This is a genomic window from Sorangium sp. So ce426, from assembly GCF_051475585.1.
GTDB classification, from domain to species: domain Bacteria; phylum Myxococcota_A; class Polyangia; order Polyangiales; family Polyangiaceae; genus Sorangium; species Sorangium cellulosum_B.
Map to the genome: position 1 here is coordinate 816,560 of NZ_CP150341.1, position 17,017 is coordinate 833,576.

Sequence of the window (17,017 nt, forward strand, 5' to 3'; positions counted from 1 at the left end):
GGCATGTCTCACTTCGGGCCTTGCCTTCTGAGACGTTTCGTCGCGCGCCACACAAGGCGCGCCTGGGACGTGGAGCCGGCTGGGACCTTATGGCACCTCGTTCGGTGCTCCAGCGCGCCCCCCGCGCGCTGCCGCGCACACCCCCACCCCGGCGCTCACGGTCCTGACGCCCATGCCCACTGGCCGAGGACGCTCTTGATTCGATAGGGAGCGAGCGGCCGGCTGCGTTCATTCAAGCGCCGACGTCGCCCTCCTCACGTCGGACGTCAATGGTTGTCGCGAGGGCGAGGGCAAGTTGTTGCCGCGGGCAAAGGATTGCCGTCAGGGGAGGGGCCGCCGGGCAGATTGTTGCCCTCCCTTCCGGTCGCGCGTCCGTGAGGCCACGTTTTTGATTGGCATTCTGGTTGCAATTCTGGACGCAGCATCGCCCGGATCCGATGACCTCGATGCGCGGCGCCGGAGGGTCCAGGCGAATGCACAAGGATTTCTCGGAGAGGAGAGCATCGCCATGGCCACGCCCTATCAGATCAACATCGCGATGGACCAGAACACCTTCAACGCACTGGAGTCGGGCGGATTTTATCTGTATGGATTCAAGGGGGTGCAGACGAGCATCCAGGGCGGCGCGCCGCTCGTGTGGTTCCAGACCAAGACATTCTCCCTGGATACCACCATCTCGTGGGAGGAGCAGTATCAGGGGTACACCTCGCAGAGCGCCATCATCCCCGGCGGCAAGATCAAGGCGAGCGCGTCCTACGACATGAACCTCGGCGACATCCTCCAGGTCACGAGCCCGGCGGGCACGGGGACCGTCGTGACCGGTGGAACGCAGAACGCGATCTCGATCGCGAACCAGACCACGACGCAGATGGTCTGCGGCATCTCGCAGGTGCAGTCGGTGAACGGCAACCCGGTGGCGACGCCCCTCTGCGCCTTCCCGCTTTACGGCAACATGCTCGATGTCTTCGCGCCCATCCAGCTCGTCTTGCTGGAGTTCGCCACGACGGCGGTGAACACGGGGACGGTCATCTTCCAGGCGTTCAGCCAGGCCGCCCTCATCAACCTCACCAGCGAGCCCGAGGTCTCGTTGAGCTTCGATATCAACGCAGGCTGGAATTCCAGCGGCAACCCGAACGTACAGCTCGTCCCCGCAGGCACCAACCTCGCGCCGCTCCTGCTCCAGTCGTCCGCCAGCCTGAACCGAAGGATCCTGGCGGCGCAAAGCGCCCACGCGCCGGCGCCGGAGGCGCGCCACACCTCCCGCAGCAATGGCGGCCTGATCCAGGCCTGAGGTGGCGCCCGCGGGGCGGACCGGCCGCCGGTTCACCCTCCGCGGTCGAGCGACGAGCGCGACGCGGCAAGGAGGCCTCATGCGACGACCTCTTCGTGGACAGGCCGCGCTCGTCGCCGCGTCGTTGCTGTCCCTCACGTGCGGCACGGGTCTCAGGACGCCCGACGAGCGGCCAGGCCCGGCGACATCGAAGGCCGCGCGCGTCGATGAAGCCGCTCCGCCCATTTCCTCCTCAGCGCCGACCGAGAGACGGCTGATCGTCTCCATGAGCGCCGAGACGGCGAGCGCGCTCGCCGCCTCCGAGATCTCGCTGTACGCCTTCAAAGCGGTGGGCGCAGAGGACGCCGCCGGCGTGCCGCTCGTGTGGCTCCAATCGAGGACCTACTCCCTCACCACGACCGTGTCGTGGGCGGCGCTTTATCGGGCCTACACAGCGACCCGCACGCTCCTGCCGTCGGCCCGGGTGGACGCCTCGGCCTCGTACGACATCGAGCCCGGACAGGTGCTTTACGTGCAGGGGCCGGCGGGCACCGGCGTCGTGCTCCTCGGGGGACCGGCGAACGCCATTTCGATACAGAACGACACGTCGACGCCGTTCACCTGTGGCCTCGCGCAGCGCCTCGGCGAGACCGCCGCGCCCATCGCGTCCTTTCCGCTCCATGGCAAGACCCGCCAGGTCTTCTATCCCATGGAGACGGTGCTCCTCGTCTTCGCGGCGTCGAGCCTCCGCCCCGGCGACCCGGCCACCACGTCGCCAGGGCCAGGCGTGCTCGTGGAGCTGGGCCAAGAGAGCACCCGCCGGCTCGCGTTCGAGATCAACGCGGGGTGGAGCTGGGGCTCTGAGCCCTGGGCCATGGCCGTGCCGGCCGGCGCAGACATCCTCCCCCTGCTCGTCGTCCGGAGCCCCTGAAGGACGATGTCCTGGCATTGACGTTGCTATTCATTTTCATCGCGTGTTGCACCGGCACGACCTGTTCGTCGTGCCTTGATACAAGACAGGAGACAACCATGGCCGTCGTCAATATCCCGCCCAATCAGGTCATCTACAAGCTCGGCGCCATCCCCGGGACGATGCACGTCTACAACACCGGCAACCCCGGAGGCGGCGCGACCACCTACAACATCACCATTCTCAACGTCGGCGCCTGGACCGACGTCGTCATCCAGACGGGCCACACCGACCCCTACCAGCCCAACGGCAACGTCGTCTTCGTCCAGAACCTTGGGCCGAGCAGGCTCCAGGTCCTCTACGTGGAGAGCGAATTGACGGTCGAGCAGGCGGGCGGCCGCTCCGTGAAGGAGTTCCCCGTGCTCGACGCGCCCGCTGGCTAGTCCGGGATCACCACGGGACCGAAGCGAAAAGGGCGCCATCGCCAGGGCCACCTGGGATCGGAGGCGGAAAAGGAAACCGCGGAGCGGTTCGGAGCGACCGTGGAGCGGTTTGGCGACGGCGGCTGGACAGGCCCTCAGCGCCGCCTCGCGCACGCCGGGCACGCGATGCGGCCCTGCGCGTTCGGCGCGCACGCCTCGCAGAGCAGGTGCATCCGATCGTCGCACGCCGCCGGCCGCGCCGTCGCGGCGCCGCACGCCTCGCACGTGAGCCTGTCCAGGCTCGAGGCGCCCGCCGGGAGCCGCAAGACGATGTCCCGCGACTCCTTGCGCCGCCGGAGACGCATGTTCACGAGCGCCGCCGGGACCTCGGCGCTCACCAGCGCGGCGACCGAACACGTCACCTTCGCCGCGAACCGCGCGGGCAAGGCCTCGAGCTTCGCGTTCCGCTCGGCGATGAGGTGCGCGACCTTGGCCTCGACGGCCTTTGGATCCGCGCGCCGCCGCGGCGCCCGGGTCTCGGCGATCAGGTCCGCGAAATACGACACGATCCGATCGTGATCCCGCGCGTGCCTGCGCTCGACCTCACCGAGCAGCGGCTGCACCGCCGCCCGCACCGCCTGCTCGGCGCGGAGCGCGATCCAGTCCGCCGCGCGATCGTCCGTCGAGAGGGGCACGGCGCTCGGCTGCACGAGGGCGCTCGGCCAGGCGAGATCCAGGTGCGCGCCCACCGCGGCGTCCGGCTCGCCGCCGTCGTGTGCGTTCACCACGACCCGAACGAGCCCCTCGCGCCGGTCGTCGGCCTCGACGCCATAAGCGACGATGGCCGCGACGTAGACCGCCGCGCCCGTGGAGACCTGCCCGGTCTCGCAGAGCCCGTTGCGCAGCACGAAGCGGTCCGCGGCGGCCCGCACGTGGGCAGGCCGCGGCGGGTCCGCGGCGAGCCGCACCGAGGTGGACACCGGCCGCCCGCGCGCCCTCGCGATGAGCCGCTCGAGCAGCGTGGAGCCAAGGCCACACGCGACGTCCCCGTCCCGATCGGGGTAGAGCGCGAGGGCGCACTCCTCCGGGACCTCGATCTCGGCCGCGAGCCGCGCCGGCAGGAGCGCCACCGCCCGCGCGTCCTCACGCTCTGCGAGCGCTCCGGCCTCCGCGAGCGCCTCGACCACGAAATCGAGCGGAGAGGGCAGCGCGCCCTCCGTGGGCGAGAGCATCCCCTGCGCCGCGGTCACGCCTCGTAGTCCTTTCCAAAGAGCTTGGCGTCGAGGCACTTCACCTGCTCGTAACGCCCGCGCGCCGCGGCGAGCTCCTCGGCGATGGCGTCGAAGCCGCTCGCGATCTCCTCCTCCGAGCGCGACGTCGCGTAGAGGGAGACGATCCGCTCCTCCAGATCGCGCTCGTCCGCCATGTTGCCGAGGACCATATCCATCTCGCCCACGACCAGCTCGAACAGGTGCAGGCGGCGGTCGAGCAGATCGAGGACACGCTCCTCGGCGGTGCCCCGCGCGCAGAGGTTGTAGACGCGCACCTCCTCTCGCTGGCCCATCCGGTGCAGCCGCCCGATCCGCTGCTCGATGAGCATGGGGTTGTAGGGAAGATCGAAGTTCACGAGGACATGGCAGTGGTGGAGGTTGTGACCCTCGCCGCCGGCGTCGGTGGAGACGAGCACGCGCGCGCGGCCGTCGCGGAACGCCGAGAGCGCCGCGCGCTTGTCCGCGGCGGAGAGGCCGCCGTGGAACGCCGCGGGCTCGACGCCGGCCTCGCGGAGCACGGCCTCGATGTACGAGAGCGTGTCGCGGAACCGGGTGAAGACGAGGACCTGCTCGTCGTGAGCGCGCACGAGATCGACGAGGGCGCCGCCCTTCCGGGACGCGCGGACCGAGGCCGCGAGCTTCGCCAGCGCGGCGAGCGCCGCGCGCATCCCGGGGGCGCGCCGCTCGCTCGCGCTCATGCGCTCGAGGCTCCCGCGCACCGCGGCGGGGCTCGATCCGGCGCCGAGCAGGAGCGTCGAGGCCAGCATCCGGGAGCCGGCGTCGGCCCCGCGCGCGCGCACGAGGGCGAGGACGCGCTCGTAGAGCTCGCGCTCCTCCGGGAGCGGATCGACCAGCGCCGTGCTCACGTACCGGGGCGGCAGCGCGAGGCCGCTGTCGGCGCGGGTGTTGCGCACCATCACCTCGGCGAGCAGGGCGCGCAGCCGCTCCCGGTTCTTCGGCGACAGCGGGTCCTTCGGGTCGACGAACTGCGCGCGGAAGGCCGCCGGGGTCGCGAACTGCCCGGGCTTGAGCAGCGTCACGAGGTTGTAGAGCTCCTCGAGATCGGTCTCGATCGGCGTCGCCGTGAGCATCAGGAGGAACCGGCTGTGCAGGCCGTCGACGAGCTTGAAGCCGGCGGTCGTGCGGCTCTTGACGTGATGGGCCTCGTCGACGATCACGAGGTCCCACGAGGCGGCCTGGACGAGCGGCGCGTGCTTCGCGCTCCTCGCGAGGGCGAGCGACGCGACGACCACGCCCTCATCGCGCCAGAAGGCCTCGGGGTCCGCCGTGCGCGCGGCGTCGTCGGTCGTGCGCGCGGCGATCTCGGCCTTCTCCGCGAGCTCGCCCGTCCACTGGCCGACGAGCGCAGGAGGGACGAGGACGAGCGCCCGCCGGACCATCCCGCGGAGCTGGTACTCGCGCAGGATCGTCAGCGCCTCGACCGTCTTGCCGAGACCGACCTCGTCCGCGAGCAGCGCGCGCCCGCGGAACACGCGGAGGACGCGGCGCGCGGTCTCGATCTGGTAGCGGTGCGGCTCGACGCCCGTGAGCGCGGCGAGCGCGAGCAGCTCCTCGAACTGCTCGGCCGAGGCGAGCAGGTGAGCGCGCAGCGCGTGGCTCACCGCCGCGAGCGAGGACGGCGGGCCAGCGAGCCGCTGGAGCAGCTCGGACCGGTCGAGCCCGGACATCAGGAGCGGCGCCGGCTTCCTGGGCGGCGGAGCCGGCAGAGGAGCCGGCTCGGGCGGGGGCGCCGGCTCCGCCACGCCGGAGGCGGCGGGCGGCCGGGAGGCGGCGGGCGTGGCGCGCGAGCCGGCGGGCGTGGCGCGCGAGCCGGCGGGCGTGGCGCGCGAGCCGGCGGCGCGGGCGCGCGGCGGGCGCTCCGGGGTCGGGGTGGTGGAGGGACTTCGTGGCGGCGCGGCGGGCGCTTCGGTCCGCCGCGCCCGCGCGGGTGAGCGGGCCTGAGCGCGCGTGACAGGGCGCTCAGGGGGCGGCGGCCGCTCCGCGCGATGGGCCAGGAGGAGCCGCTGGACGTCGTGACGAAAGACGATCTGGCCCAGCCGGCGCGGGATACCGACGTTGCGGTCGATGCAGAACGTGCTCGCGTTGTAGACGAGGAACGCCGGATCCGCGCTCGTCGATTCGCGCATCCGCTCGACGAGCGCGCTGCCCGCGAGCGCCTGTGGAAGGCCGCGCGCGAGGAGCAGGTCATGCGCCTCGTCGAGCGTCAGCGGCTCCTTGTGCGACCGGCCCGAGAGCGCGAACGCCATGGTGAAGAGATCCGCGCCGGAGAGCAGCCGGCTGCCCGCTTGCGTGGCGAGCAGCCAGCTCACGTCGCTCGCGGAGATCGACGTGAGGGACGTCGTCGAGACCTGCATGCGTCGGCCGCGTGTATCCCTCCTGCTCCGGGATGTCGAGGTGCCATGGGCGCGAGATCGGCGGAAAAATTGACGATTATTTTTGGAAATCTGGCGCCCTTGATCGGAATGCGTCCTGGATCTTCTGGCGAAGCCAGCGCGTGAAGGGGTCGAGGAAGGTCCGTTTCAAGAGCCCGTCGCTAGAGAGGGTGTCGACGTCCAAGTCGGCCATCACGCTGCAATCGGCGGCGCCGGACTCGCACGCGCCGGGCGGGAGCTCCGTCCTCCGCTGGTCGACGAGCCAGACGTCGTGACCGGCCATGGCGAGCTCGCCGGCCGCGGACTTCGCGTACCTCCCGGTCTCGCTGATCTCGTAGAACTCGCCCGGAGATGTGAAGGGGCTGAGCGCGGGCGATCGCCGGTCGTCGGACGTTACCGTTCGAGGAGACCCCGTAGCCTCCTTCGAGCTCGACCGATCTGCTCCACCGCCATCGAGGCCGGTATACGGAGCCTGCGCGCGATGTCGCGGAGGCCATGGCCGGCCGCGGCGAGGGCGAGCGCCTCACGGTCGCGCCGCGGCAGCTTGGAGAACGCGAGGCGCACGGCGAGGAGGCGTTCGCGCGCGTCGACGAGGGGCTCGTCGTCCCGCGGCGGCTCCGGCCGAGCGCTCCATGGATCGGCCACCGGAACCTCCTGGCGCACACAAGCGCGCTCGCGGTAATGGCTCGCTTTTCGCCAGGTGATGCCCCGCAGCCAGGCGCGGAGCGCTCGTGTCGGGTTCACCGACGGGTCCGGGCGGTACCTGCCCGCCTCGACAGCCATCCAGGCGGCCATGAGCACGGCCTGGACCAGGTCGTCACGGTCGCGGCGCGGCACGCCGCCGCCCGTGACGAGCGCGGCGATCCAGCCACGCTCGGCGACGATGCGCTCGACAGGGAGGCGGACGGCGGGGTTCTTCGCGAACGAGGGGAGGCGGCGTCCGGGCGCGCTGCGCTCGTGCACACCGGAGCTCGTGCGGCGTCGGGTCTGCATACAAGGATCTCGGCAAGACACGTCGAGGAGCTATCGAATCCATCGCGCATCCGCGCGGTCATCGCGCCGACGGGCTGCAGGCCGACATCGCTGCTGCCGGTCGAGTCAGCCCGTGTGGGCGCCGTCTGCCGCCGATGCCAGTGATGACGCGTGGCGATGTGGAGAGGCGTTCTTTGCGCCGATTGAACGGTTCATCGATCCGTCGATCCGTCGATCCGGCGCTTCGCCGATTCACCGGACGCGTGTCACGGGCGCGGAGGAAGCGGCGGCCACGTCGCGGTCAGGCGCGGGAGCGACGCGGCAGAGGTCGTGATGGCGCCCGCCAGCAGCGCGTGGGCCAGCGCGTCGTCCCCGATGGCGCGCGCGGCGGCCGCCATCCTCTGGCGCTCCTGTTCGTCGCCCTGCGCGCCGTGCGCGTCGCGCTGCGCGCCGGGCCAGCTCCGCGGCGACCGGGAGGTGTGCCGAGGGCGCGCGGGGACGGTGTCGCCGCCGTTCGATGCCGCTTTCTCTCCTGATGAAGGTGTCTTGTCATCGGCGGGTGAATACGAGAGCTCGCCGGCTTGCGCTGCAGGCTCCACGGTGGAAGGCGCGTGTGCTCCGGCGATGGAAGAGGCGTCGTGTGTCGCTGCGCCGCCGGGGTGGATCTCGCCGCGCCGGATGCCGTGTCCGGCCATGAGGAGCCCTGCGGTCAGGAGAACGCTCCAGGCGCTTGCCGCGAGCGACGCGAAGGCGTGAGTGACCGCTCGCGCCCGCGGCGTCCTCGCGCCGGACACCGCGCGACGGAGCGCGCGCCGCGCGGGTTGGAGCAGGAGCCGCGACGGCGCGGCGCGGCCTGCGCGCTTCTCCGGGCAGGCCCCGTGGAGCGCCAGCAGGACGGCGAGGCGGCGCTGGCGTCGCGCCTGCCAGCGGCGCGCCGCCGCCTTGAGATCCGCGAGTCCGTGGCGAACACGGCTCTTCGCGGTCGTGGCGGGTATCGAGAGCAGCGCTGCGACGTGCCCGATTCCGGCCTCGTCGAGCTCGTGGGCTATCACGGCCTGGCGGCGCTCGGGCGGCAGCTCGAGGAGCAGCGTCGAGAGGATCTGCCGCCGCTCGGCCTCCATCCGGCGCTCCTCGGAGCTCGGCGCCTCGTCGGCGATCTCCAGCGGCTCGTCTGGCCACGGCTGCTCGCGCCGCCGGCTGGCGCGGCGCCGGTAGTTGCAGGCGTGGTTGTGGACGATGGCCTTCAGCCAGGCGCGCAGCTCGCCCCGGGCCGGATCGAAGGTGGGCAGCGCCCGCGAGATGCTGTGCAGCACCTCCTGGAGCACATCCTCCCTGTCGGCCTTCGGGATCCGCTCCGATGAGATGCGATTCCGCAGGTAGCCGAGGTGCTCGCGGACGAGGGCGTCCCAGCCGGGCGGCGTCGCTCCGGGCACAGCGGGCGGGTCCTTTGTCTCCATGCCCGATCCATTAACCGCGGGTTACCCGATGGCGCCCGAAATCGTTCCCGAAGCCTCGATCTGCCGGCGGAGCCTCGTGGGTGCGCCTCGCGCTCCTGCGGGCTTCTCCGGGCGCCGAGCCGATGGGCAAGGCGTGAGCAGCTGGCCGTGCCGTCGCTGCATTACGGGGGGGCCGTCTCATTCGCCATCAAAATTTTCTCATCGTCCGCGCCGGAGGGCGCGCTTGTCGGCGAATGGCGGGCTGACTAGGATCGGCGCGCATGCGCGGGACCAGGTGCTGGGGGATTGCGCTCTTGTTGTGCGTCTCAGGCTGGAGCCGCGGTGCAATCGCCGACGTGCCGCGGTCGCCCGGGATGGGTGCGGAGGGCGCTCCGACGGCGGCTGCGCCCCCGGGGGTGTCGCCCTCTGCGGCCTCGTCGTCGGCCGCGTCTCCTGCTGCGACGTCCGCCGCGTCCCTCGCGGAGACGCTCCGCCGTGCGGAGCAGGCGCGGCGCGCCGGGCGATGGGCCGACGCGGCGGTGGCCTACCGGACGGCGTGGGAGTCGACCGGCGACCCGCGCTGGGCCGGCGAGCTGGGGCTCCTGGAGCTCTCGCTGCGCCGGTACCGGGACGCCGCGGAGCACCTGCGCCGGGCGCTCGACGGGGGGGCGCACTCGTCCGGCGCGAGGGCGCGGCTCCGGGGAGCGCTCCAGCAGGCGGCGCAGGAGGTCGTCGAGGTCGCGATCGTGGTCGGCAAGCCCGAGGCCGAGCTGTTCATGGACGGCCGGCGCGTGGGCCAGGGGTTCGTCACGTACGTCGTCTATGTCGAGCCCGGAAGCCACGAGGCGCGGGCGACGCTGCAAGGCCATGAGGACGGCGTGGGTCGCTTCGAGGCGCAGCGCGGGGACAAGCTGCCGCTCGGCCTGGCCCTCGAGGAGAAGCCGCCGGCGCCGCGGCCGGCGCGGCCGGCGGTCGCGCCCCGCGCCGCGGCGGCGGCGCCGGGACCGGCGGCGCCGTGGCCGGCGACCGGGGGGACGGCGATCGGGCCAGCGATCCGGGTCGGGGGGCTGGCGCTCGTGTCGGCGGGCGTCCTGGTAGGCGCGGGGTTCGCGATCGGGTCGGCGGTGAAGGACGGCGAGGCCGAGTCCCTGCGCGAGGAGCTGCTCGCCACGGGCGGGGAGCGTGCGTGTCACGAGCTGGCTTCGGTCGACGATGCGCGGTGCCCCGATCTGGAGGACGCGATCCGTTCCCGCGACGCCCTGGGCCTTGTCGCGCTGGTGAGCGTCGTGGCGAGCGGCGTGGTCGGCGCGGCGGCGCTCTCGTCGTTCTGGTGGGCGCCCGCGCCGGAGCGAGGGGGCGTCCGGGTGGTTCCGCAAGCGACGGCGCGCGGCGGCGGTGTCCGGATCGAGGGCGCATGGTGAGGGCGAGGCGCGGAAGGCGCGGAGGAGGAGCGGCGATGGCGCGGTGGGGTACGGGGCGGATCCTGGCGGCGGTGATCGGCCTGAGCGGCGCGGCGGTCGCGACGGCGAGCGGCTGCGGGGCGGTCGACGGCTACGACTGCGCCGAGCTCCTGGCGTGCGACTTCATCACCGAGGACGGCACCAACAACGGGGCCTGCGACGGGATCTGCGTCGATGCCAATTTCGGCAGCTTCGGGCAGATGCCGGTCCTCGTGTGGATGGGGCATGCTGGCCTGGCGCCGGAGTGCGGCGCGGTGCGGCGGGGCGGGGGTCCCGACGACGTCACGAAAGTCTCCACGTTCGAGCTCCTCCATGCGGAGCCGGCGCCTCATCCAGGATGCGACCCGTGCGTGTGCACGCAGCCTGCGTGCGCCTTCCCGGCCGGCCTCTCGGTCACCTCGGGCTACATGTGCGACGAGGGCCCTGGCGAGACGGTGACCCCGTTCGAGCCGCCGGCCGGCTGGGACGGGGCGTGTGTCGCGCCCGGCACGGTGCCCGCCGCCGCGTTCGGCTCCTTCGCGATCGCGCCGGTCACGGAGCGCGCCTGCGAGGTCGTGGCGGCCCCCGTGCCGCGCGACGGCGCGCTGCCGGGGAGCACGGAGGTCGCCGTCGTGTGCGTGGACGCCGACGCGAGCGGTTGCCCGGAAAAGGGTCATCGCTGCGTCGCCGAGGAGAGGCTCCCTGCAGGCTGGCGCCGCTGCCTCCTGTCGGAGGTCGAAGGGGACTACATCGAGTGCCCCGACGGCGAGGACATCGAGGGCCCCAGGCACTCGGAGAAGTTCACGTTCTGGATGGTGGCAAAGGACGATCGCAAGTGTACGGAGTGCTCGTGCCACGAGACCGCTCCGAGCGCGTGTGAGGCGATCGTGTCGACGTTCGAGGACACCGCGTGCGGCGAGATGGTCGCTTCCGTCGCGGTCGGTGAGAACGGGTCTTGTCACGACGCCGAGCCCGGCTCGACGCTGGGGAGCATGAGCGCGGTGTGGCGGGTCGACTCGCCGGGGAGCTGTGCGCCGAGCGGCGGGGAGCTCACCGGCGAGCGAGAGGTGGAAGGAAGAAGGACGCTGTGCTGTCTGCCGGAGGGAATGTGATGCGAGCGAGGACGACGGTCTCGGCGCGGGTGGGGTTGAAGGCGGCCGCGCTGCTGGCGCTCGGCGCGAGCGTGACGCTGCTCGGGGCGTCGTGCTACGAGACCCCCCCTCCCGACCCGTACTACTATGGCTGCCCCTACGAGTGCGTTCGCACCCGCAGGAACTTCCGAGGCGAGTGGTTGCACTCCAATTATGTCTGGTTGGGCAAGGCGAGCGAAGCGCCTGATTGCAGGTCGCTCGGCCTGTTCCCTCAGGAACACGCAGGCACCTACGCCGATCTGAGGGACACGGACCGCTGCCCCGAGTGCCTGTGCGAGCCCCGCCCGTGCCTGCCTCCCACGAGCCTCTCGGTGGCGACGAGGGCGGGGCCCAGCGGCCAAGCTTGCGAAGGGACGCTGTCTTGGCCTACGTTCCCGCCGCCGGCATGGGATGGTGGCTGTTTCGCGCCGCGCGACTCCTTCGCCATCAAGGCGCAGTCCGTGCTCTCTGTAGAGCCCCACGAGCCATTTCGCGATCGCGATCCTTGCCGCCCGTACCTCGCCCCGAAGGACGTGGAGGCGACATGGGGGACGGTCGCGGTCCTGTGCTACAACGATGTCTATGGTGGAAGATGCGATGAACCTGGATACGTGTGTATGCCACCCAAGCCGGAGGGCTTTCGCACCTGCGTGCCGATCCGCGAGGTGTCCGATGACCCGTCGGCGGCGTGCCCCCCGGAGTTCCCCGAACGACTCGAGCTCTATGAGGGGCTCGATGGCTGTTCCTGCGACTGCGACGAGGTGAAGCCGCGAGAATGCAAGATGACGGTGTCCCTGTATGCGGACAAGAGCTGCACGGAGCACGTCATCACGCGGACGCTGCCGGTGTCGTCCGGGGCGTGCGTGGAGACCCCCGGCGAGGCGCCCACGAGGGGCCTGAGCGTGGAGTTGACGAAGGAGGAGCTCGCCACGTGCGCGCCGGTCAGTGGGACAGCGCAGCCCGGCGTTCCGCTGCGAGGCGAGGGCCGCCGTGTCCATTGCTGCGAGCCCGCGCCCGGGGGTTGAGCCTCGCGCCGCCGGATCAGTCCATCACGACGCCCGAGATGAAGGATCTGGATCACGCGCCTGACCCGGCGCGGTCCGTGGCATCGAGGAGGTGGTCCAAGGAAGGCGCGCGCCTCGACGCGTCATCCCGCGTCCTGCGTGGAGGGCTCTCCGAGGCGCTGGAGGCGCTTTTGCTCTGCGCCGTCATCCACCGCGACCCAAGGAGCCCCTGGGTCGTACGCCGTGACGCCCCATACCGGCAGCGGCGGCCCTTGGGCGATTTCAGCGAGACAGTGTCGCTTTATTTCCTCGCCGACAGCCGTCAATCTATAGCGAGCCTCCAGCATAGGTGCTCTGTCCGTCCTGTAGGGAACACTCTCCAGCGCGGCCTCAGCCCCACGGTGCTCGGCCCACTGGCGCAGCCGCATGGCGATAAAGCAATCGCTGATGCGCGCCCCCCAACCATTACGCAGCTCTTCGCCAGCCGATGAACGGTGTACAAATACGTCCACGGGCGTCATCCAGTCTTTGTCGAGGCACGCGAACAAGAGCTCGTCAACCCAGGATAGGGTGAGCGCGCTACCGTCCACTCGAGGAAAGAATGCCGCTTGGTGGGTGCCCAGCGCTACGAGATCCTTCGGTGCTCGAGCTGCGCGCCCACCCTCGGTGGACAGGACCGGAGACCGACCGGATACCTTTCGCCAGGAGCGCGCCATGTGCTGGACGCGCGTCCGAGATTGAGCGCGCGCGTCGTCCAGACCGCGGCGCGCGTCAGCCGGCTTCACGTGGACGAATCCACGGCTAAACCCATCCTCCGGCGCATCTCCCAGGACGACGAGGTCGAGATCCGGATGCTCGGGCCGATAGCGGAGCCTCCACGCGCAGAGCGCCCACAGCATCAGCCTGTCGCTCCACAACCCGGACGTCCATACGACGATCCTCTGCTGCGACCTCAACGCATTGATGACATCATGAAACCGCGAACGAAATTGCGTCCTTTCCCGCCCTCGAAGGTCCCAGTAGTCGCATCGTTGCTCACAGTGGTCTTCGGGTTCGGACGCGCACGGTCCCTCCAGCACGTTATCGCGCATGAAACACACAGGAAGGCGAAGCCCGCGCCGGACTGCTTTCCGAATGTCCTCATTTGTGGTGACGTGAATGGTCATTGGGGCCTCGGAGTGAACACATTTGCAATCCGGCCATGGAGGATCCCCAGACTCACCGGATAACGCGTGATCCGAGGAGCGCGGGGGATTGTTTCATATGTAATCGGGCTTTCCAAGAGAAATGGGGGAAGCGTCACATGGCTGGTGAGGCACAAGGGCCTCTGCGACCTCGGTGAGGCGGCGAACCTGCACACCGACCGTCGCCGGCCTCCGAGGGGAGCCAGCGCGCGGCGCTTGACCCATATAGTATACCCCCCTATGCTATCTGCGTGCACACGGTCGAGAACAAGAAGAAGCTCATCGCCCGCGTCCGGCGGATCCGTGGGCAGCTCGAAGCGGTCGAGCGGGCCCTCGAGGGCGAAGCGGGTTGCTCGGAGGTCCTGCAGACGGTGACCTCGGCGCGCGGCGCGCTGAACGGGCTCGTGGGCGAGCTCATCGAAGGTCACATCCGTACACACGTCATCGACGGGGAGCGCGCAACGGCACCTCAGCGGGAGGCCGCGGAGGAGCTGGTCCAGATCGTCCGCGCCTATGTGAAGTGAAGGAAGCAACGATGAGCGACTCCACGGGATCCGATCGGCTCGCCCAGCTTCGACACGCCCACGACCACGGCGCCGCCGCGCCTTCGCACGAAGCCAGGACCCGGTGGGTCGTTGCGCTGACCTTCGCCATGATGGTGGCGGAGCTCGTGGTCGGCCATGCGACGAACTCGCTCGCGCTCACGGCCGACGGCTGGCACATGGCCACGCATGCGGGCGCGCTCGGCATGGCGGCCTTCGCGTACTGGTTCGCGCGCAATCAGTCCGGGTCGAGCGCGTTCTCCTTCGGCACGGGCAAGGTGCACGCCCTCGCCGGGTACACGAGCGCGGTCGTGCTCGCGCTCATCGCGCTCCTCATGGTCGTCGAGTCGCTGCGCCGCTTCCTCCATCCCGAGTCGATCGCCTTCTCCGAGGCGCTTCCCGTCGCCGTCGTTGGCCTCGCGGTCAACCTCGCCAGCGTGAAGCTCCTCCACGCCGACGATCACCATCACGAGGCGCGCGACAGCCTTCCCGACCACGATCACCGCGACCATGACCATGACCATGGCGATCACGACGACGAGCACGCCCATGGCCACCACCACGGGCACGACCACAACCTGCGCGCGGCGTACTTCCACGTCCTCGCGGACGCGCTGACCAGCGTGCTCGCGATCCTCGCCCTCCTCGGTGGGCGCTATCTTGGCTGGACGTTCCTCGACGCCGCGATGGGCATCGTCGGCGGGCTCGTCATCGCGAAGTGGAGCTACGGACTCTGCCGGCAGGCGGCCAGGCAGCTGCTCGACGTCGTCCCTTCCGAGTCCCTTGCTCGGCGCATCCGCGATCGCATCGAGTCCACCTTCGCAGGAGCGAGCGTCGTCGATCTCCACCTGTGGGACATCGGTCCCGGCGCGCGCGCCTGCATCGTTTCGGTCGCGGTGCCGAGCCCACTGGCGCCTTCCGCCTACCGTGACGCGCTCGTCCCGATCGCCAGCCTCCAGCACGTCACGGTCGAGGTTCACCCGCTCTCCGCCGGTGACGCGCGGAGGGGCTCTTGAATTTCAGCGCGATCTTGCTCCTCGCGCTCGGGCTCGCGATGGACGCGACAGCCGTCGCGGCGGCACGAGGGCTGTCTGTCCCGGCGATCCGGGCGCGCCATGTCCTGCTCGTCGCGGGGTTCTTCGGCGGCGCTCAGGCCCTGATGCCCGTCATCGGCTGGCTGCTCGGAGCGCGGATCGGTCCGCGCGTGCAAGCGTGGGATCACTGGATCGCGTTCGTGCTGCTCGCGTTCATCGGCGGAAAGATGCTCTGGGAAGCCCGCGGCGACGGCGACGACGGCGGCGAGGGCGAGACCACGACCGATCCCTTCGCGTTGAGCTCGATGTTCGTGCTGGCGATCGCCACGAGCATCGACGCCCTCGCCGTGGGCATCACGCTGCCGATGCTGAACGCCCCGTTCGCGATCTCCGTCGTGACGATTGGCGTCGTCACGGCGCTGCTCAGCGCAGCGGGGCTCTTCGCGGGCCGGCGGTTCGGGGCGATGCTCGGCAAGCGTCTCGACCTCGCTGGGGGGGTCGTGCTCATCGGGCTCGGGTTCAAGATCCTCCTCGAACACCTTGTGCTGTCGTAGGCGTGTCCCCGCGGACCGCGCCCGCCGGCTTCCGGGCGCGCAGGGCCGAGGCGAGCTCGAGTTGCGCCGCGGCGCCCGCTCAGATCGGCAGCGCTATCGGCGAGCGCGGCCGCGCGCTGGCCGTCGCGCCGCCGCGCGGCGCTCCCCAGCCGCCGCCCGGCGCCTCGGCAACCTCGCTGACGTCGAACGCGCGCTGCACGAAGGACGAGCTCCGCGCATAAGCGAGCAGGTCGCTCGGCCGGACGGCGGGCATGCCGCGGTGCAGCCGCCGTACGAGCAGCAGCGTGTAGAGGTCCATGTAACGCTCGGCCATGCGGGCAGCGGAGTAGCGCTGGAGCGTGACCTTCCGGCCGTACCGCCCCATGCGCGCGGCGAGCGCGGGGTCGTCGCGGAGCTCCGTCAGCCTGGCCGCGAGCGCCTCGGCGTCCCCGGAAGGCACGAGGAAGCCCGTGTATCCGTCGGTGAGGGCCGTTGGCACGCCGCCCACCGCGGTCGCGACGACGGGGAGCCCGGCCGCCATCGCCTCGAGCATGGCGAGCGGCAGGCCCTCGGCGACGGAGGTGAGGGCGAACGCGTCGAGCGCGGCCAGGATCTGGGGCACGCCGTGCCGCCCGCCGACGAAGAGCGCGCGCTCGGACAGGCCGAGCTCGCGCGCGAGCGCGACGAGCCGCGCCCGCTCCGGGCCATCTCCGGCGAGGAGCAGCCGCCCGTCCTCCGGCAGCGCCTGCGCGGCCGCGCGCAGGAGCATTGCATGGTTCTTCACGGCAGAGAGGCTCCCGACGCTCCCGAGCACCCAGGCCCGCTGCGAGATGCCGAGCTCGGCCCTGACACGGGCCCTGGCCACGGGATCGGGCGCGAACCGCGACAGGTCGAGGCCGCTGGCGACGACGTGCAGCGTCTCGGCGCTGACCTGACCCTGGTTGACCAGGGCCTCGGCGGCCGGCCGCGACACCGCGACGTGGGCGTCGACGAACGCGGCGGCGGCGCTGCGCAGCCATCGCCGGCCTTGCAGGTCGTCCGAGGCGCCGTGCTTCGTGTGGACGACCGGGACGCGGTGCAGCCAGCCTGCGGGCGCGGCATAGAGGAGCGGCTGCAGGTCGTGCGCATGGACGAGCGAGATCCCTCTCGCCCTGAAGAGCGCGACGAGCCGGGCGGTCATGCTCACGTGGAGGCCGCGGCGCTTCGGCAGGAGATGCACCTCGACGCCGCGCCGCCGCAGCTGCTCTGCCCGCGGACCGTCCGGATCCTCGGCGATGGCGATCACGGTCACGTGATGGCCCGCAGCGCGCTGGAGCGCCGTCAGATCGACGACCACCCGCCCGGCGTCGCCGGCCTTCAAGCTGCTCACCACGTGCGCGATCCCGAGCTTCCATGGAAGCCCCACCCGGCCCTGGTCGCGACCTCCCGCGCCGTAAATGTCACGAACATCCATGTCTCCCCCTCGAACGAAACGAAT

The 17,017-nt window shown here is 71.1% G+C and carries 15 protein-coding genes; 9 read left to right on the forward strand and 6 right to left on the reverse strand.

Going from position 1 to position 17,017, the window contains the following annotated elements:
• Positions 1 to 508: 508 nt before the first annotated feature.
• The 3 genes from WMF44_RS03055 to WMF44_RS03065 all read left to right on the forward strand — a co-directional run bounded on the left by WMF44_RS03055 (position 509) and on the right by WMF44_RS03065 (position 2,623).
• Positions 509 to 1,291 carry a hypothetical protein gene (locus WMF44_RS03055; RefSeq protein ID WP_437297611.1) on the forward strand — a complete coding sequence of 261 codons (783 nt, stop codon included), beginning with the start codon at positions 509 to 511 and terminating at the stop codon, positions 1,289 to 1,291.
• A gap of 265 nt (positions 1,292 to 1,556) precedes the next feature.
• On the forward strand, positions 1,557 to 2,201 hold the full coding sequence (locus WMF44_RS03060; protein WP_437297612.1) for a hypothetical protein: 645 nt from the start codon (positions 1,557 to 1,559) through the stop codon (positions 2,199 to 2,201).
• Positions 2,202 to 2,299: 98 nt separating this feature from the next.
• Entirely contained in the window at positions 2,300 to 2,623 is a 324-nt protein-coding gene (locus WMF44_RS03065; RefSeq protein ID WP_437297613.1) for a hypothetical protein, read from the forward strand.
• 134 nt (positions 2,624 to 2,757) lie between these two features.
• On the opposite strand, the gene WMF44_RS03070 is transcribed toward WMF44_RS03065, so the two are convergent.
• The 4 genes from WMF44_RS03070 to WMF44_RS03085 all read right to left on the reverse strand — a co-directional run bounded on the left by WMF44_RS03070 (position 2,758) and on the right by WMF44_RS03085 (position 8,695).
• Positions 2,758 to 3,852, reverse strand: coding sequence for a hypothetical protein (locus WMF44_RS03070; protein ID WP_437297614.1), 1,095 nt, complete (start codon positions 3,850 to 3,852; stop codon positions 2,758 to 2,760).
• Complete coding sequence (locus tag WMF44_RS03075; RefSeq protein WP_437297615.1) at positions 3,849 to 6,248, reverse strand: DEAD/DEAH box helicase; 2,400 nt, start codon at positions 6,246 to 6,248, stop codon at positions 3,849 to 3,851. The genes WMF44_RS03070 and WMF44_RS03075 overlap by 4 nt, the downstream gene beginning before the upstream one ends.
• Positions 6,249 to 6,659: 411 nt before the next feature.
• Positions 6,660 to 7,259, reverse strand: coding sequence for an RNA polymerase sigma factor (locus WMF44_RS03080; protein ID WP_437297616.1), 600 nt, complete (start codon positions 7,257 to 7,259; stop codon positions 6,660 to 6,662).
• 245 nt (positions 7,260 to 7,504) lie between these two features.
• Positions 7,505 to 8,695, reverse strand: coding sequence for a sigma-70 family RNA polymerase sigma factor (locus WMF44_RS03085; RefSeq protein WP_437297617.1), 1,191 nt, complete (start codon positions 8,693 to 8,695; stop codon positions 7,505 to 7,507).
• Positions 8,696 to 9,090: 395 nt separating this feature from the next.
• Between WMF44_RS03085 and WMF44_RS03090 the strand changes: the two genes are divergently transcribed.
• From WMF44_RS03090 to WMF44_RS03100, 3 genes are read left to right on the forward strand one after another with little or no spacing between them, the layout of a single operon-like run.
• Complete coding sequence (locus WMF44_RS03090) at positions 9,091 to 10,095, forward strand: hypothetical protein (RefSeq protein ID WP_437297618.1); 1,005 nt, start codon at positions 9,091 to 9,093, stop codon at positions 10,093 to 10,095.
• A 35-nt stretch (positions 10,096 to 10,130) separates the two neighbouring features.
• Positions 10,131 to 11,225 carry a hypothetical protein gene (locus tag WMF44_RS03095; protein WP_437297619.1) on the forward strand — a complete coding sequence of 365 codons (1,095 nt, stop codon included), beginning with the start codon at positions 10,131 to 10,133 and terminating at the stop codon, positions 11,223 to 11,225.
• Positions 11,225 to 12,268 carry a hypothetical protein gene (locus WMF44_RS03100; RefSeq protein ID WP_437297620.1) on the forward strand — a complete coding sequence of 348 codons (1,044 nt, stop codon included), beginning with the start codon at positions 11,225 to 11,227 and terminating at the stop codon, positions 12,266 to 12,268. The genes WMF44_RS03095 and WMF44_RS03100 overlap by 1 nt, the downstream gene beginning before the upstream one ends.
• A gap of 122 nt (positions 12,269 to 12,390) precedes the next feature.
• Here the strand turns inward: WMF44_RS03100 and WMF44_RS03105 are convergent, their stop codons facing one another.
• Complete coding sequence (locus tag WMF44_RS03105) at positions 12,391 to 13,413, reverse strand: hypothetical protein (RefSeq protein WP_437297621.1); 1,023 nt, start codon at positions 13,411 to 13,413, stop codon at positions 12,391 to 12,393.
• Between the two features lie 269 nt (positions 13,414 to 13,682).
• Between WMF44_RS03105 and WMF44_RS03110 the strand changes: the two genes are divergently transcribed.
• The 3 genes from WMF44_RS03110 to WMF44_RS03120 are packed head-to-tail and all read left to right on the forward strand — an operon-like array spanning position 13,683 to position 15,561.
• Positions 13,683 to 13,955, forward strand: a complete 273-nt coding sequence (locus tag WMF44_RS03110) for a metal/formaldehyde-sensitive transcriptional repressor (protein ID WP_437297622.1) — start codon at positions 13,683 to 13,685, stop codon at positions 13,953 to 13,955.
• A gap of 11 nt (positions 13,956 to 13,966) precedes the next feature.
• The gene (dmeF, locus tag WMF44_RS03115) at positions 13,967 to 14,989 is read left to right on the forward strand and encodes a CDF family Co(II)/Ni(II) efflux transporter DmeF (protein ID WP_437297623.1); all 1,023 of its coding nucleotides are present in this window, start codon (positions 13,967 to 13,969) and stop codon (positions 14,987 to 14,989) included.
• Entirely contained in the window at positions 14,986 to 15,561 is a 576-nt protein-coding gene (locus WMF44_RS03120) for a manganese efflux pump MntP (protein WP_437297624.1), read from the forward strand. The genes dmeF and WMF44_RS03120 overlap by 4 nt, the downstream gene beginning before the upstream one ends.
• A 79-nt stretch (positions 15,562 to 15,640) precedes the next feature.
• On the opposite strand, the gene WMF44_RS03125 is transcribed toward WMF44_RS03120, so the two are convergent.
• On the reverse strand, positions 15,641 to 16,993 hold the full coding sequence (locus WMF44_RS03125) for a glycosyltransferase (RefSeq protein WP_437297625.1): 1,353 nt from the start codon (positions 16,991 to 16,993) through the stop codon (positions 15,641 to 15,643).
• Between the last annotated feature and the right edge of the window lie 24 nt (positions 16,994 to 17,017).

Excerpts from the sequence above, each read along its gene's own strand:
- WMF44_RS03055 (WP_437297611.1), top strand. The coding sequence starts at position 509 with ATGGCCACGCCCTATCAGATCAACATCGCGATGGACCAGAACACCTTC.
- WMF44_RS03060 (WP_437297612.1), top strand. The coding sequence starts at position 1,557 with ATGAGCGCCGAGACGGCGAGCGCGCTCGCCGCCTCCGAGATCTCGCTG.
- WMF44_RS03065 (WP_437297613.1), top strand. The coding sequence starts at position 2,300 with ATGGCCGTCGTCAATATCCCGCCCAATCAGGTCATCTACAAGCTCGGC.
- WMF44_RS03075 (WP_437297615.1), bottom strand. The coding sequence starts at position 6,248 with ATGCAGGTCTCGACGACGTCCCTCACGTCGATCTCCGCGAGCGACGTG.
- WMF44_RS03080 (WP_437297616.1), bottom strand. The coding sequence starts at position 7,259 with ATGCAGACCCGACGCCGCACGAGCTCCGGTGTGCACGAGCGCAGCGCG.
- WMF44_RS03085 (WP_437297617.1), bottom strand. The coding sequence starts at position 8,695 with ATGGAGACAAAGGACCCGCCCGCTGTGCCCGGAGCGACGCCGCCCGGC.
- WMF44_RS03095 (WP_437297619.1), top strand. The coding sequence starts at position 10,131 with ATGGCGCGGTGGGGTACGGGGCGGATCCTGGCGGCGGTGATCGGCCTG.
- WMF44_RS03100 (WP_437297620.1), top strand. The coding sequence starts at position 11,225 with ATGCGAGCGAGGACGACGGTCTCGGCGCGGGTGGGGTTGAAGGCGGCC.
- WMF44_RS03105 (WP_437297621.1), bottom strand. The coding sequence starts at position 13,413 with ATGACCATTCACGTCACCACAAATGAGGACATTCGGAAAGCAGTCCGG.
- dmeF (WP_437297623.1), top strand. The coding sequence starts at position 13,967 with ATGAGCGACTCCACGGGATCCGATCGGCTCGCCCAGCTTCGACACGCC.
- WMF44_RS03125 (WP_437297625.1), bottom strand. The coding sequence starts at position 16,993 with ATGGATGTTCGTGACATTTACGGCGCGGGAGGTCGCGACCAGGGCCGG.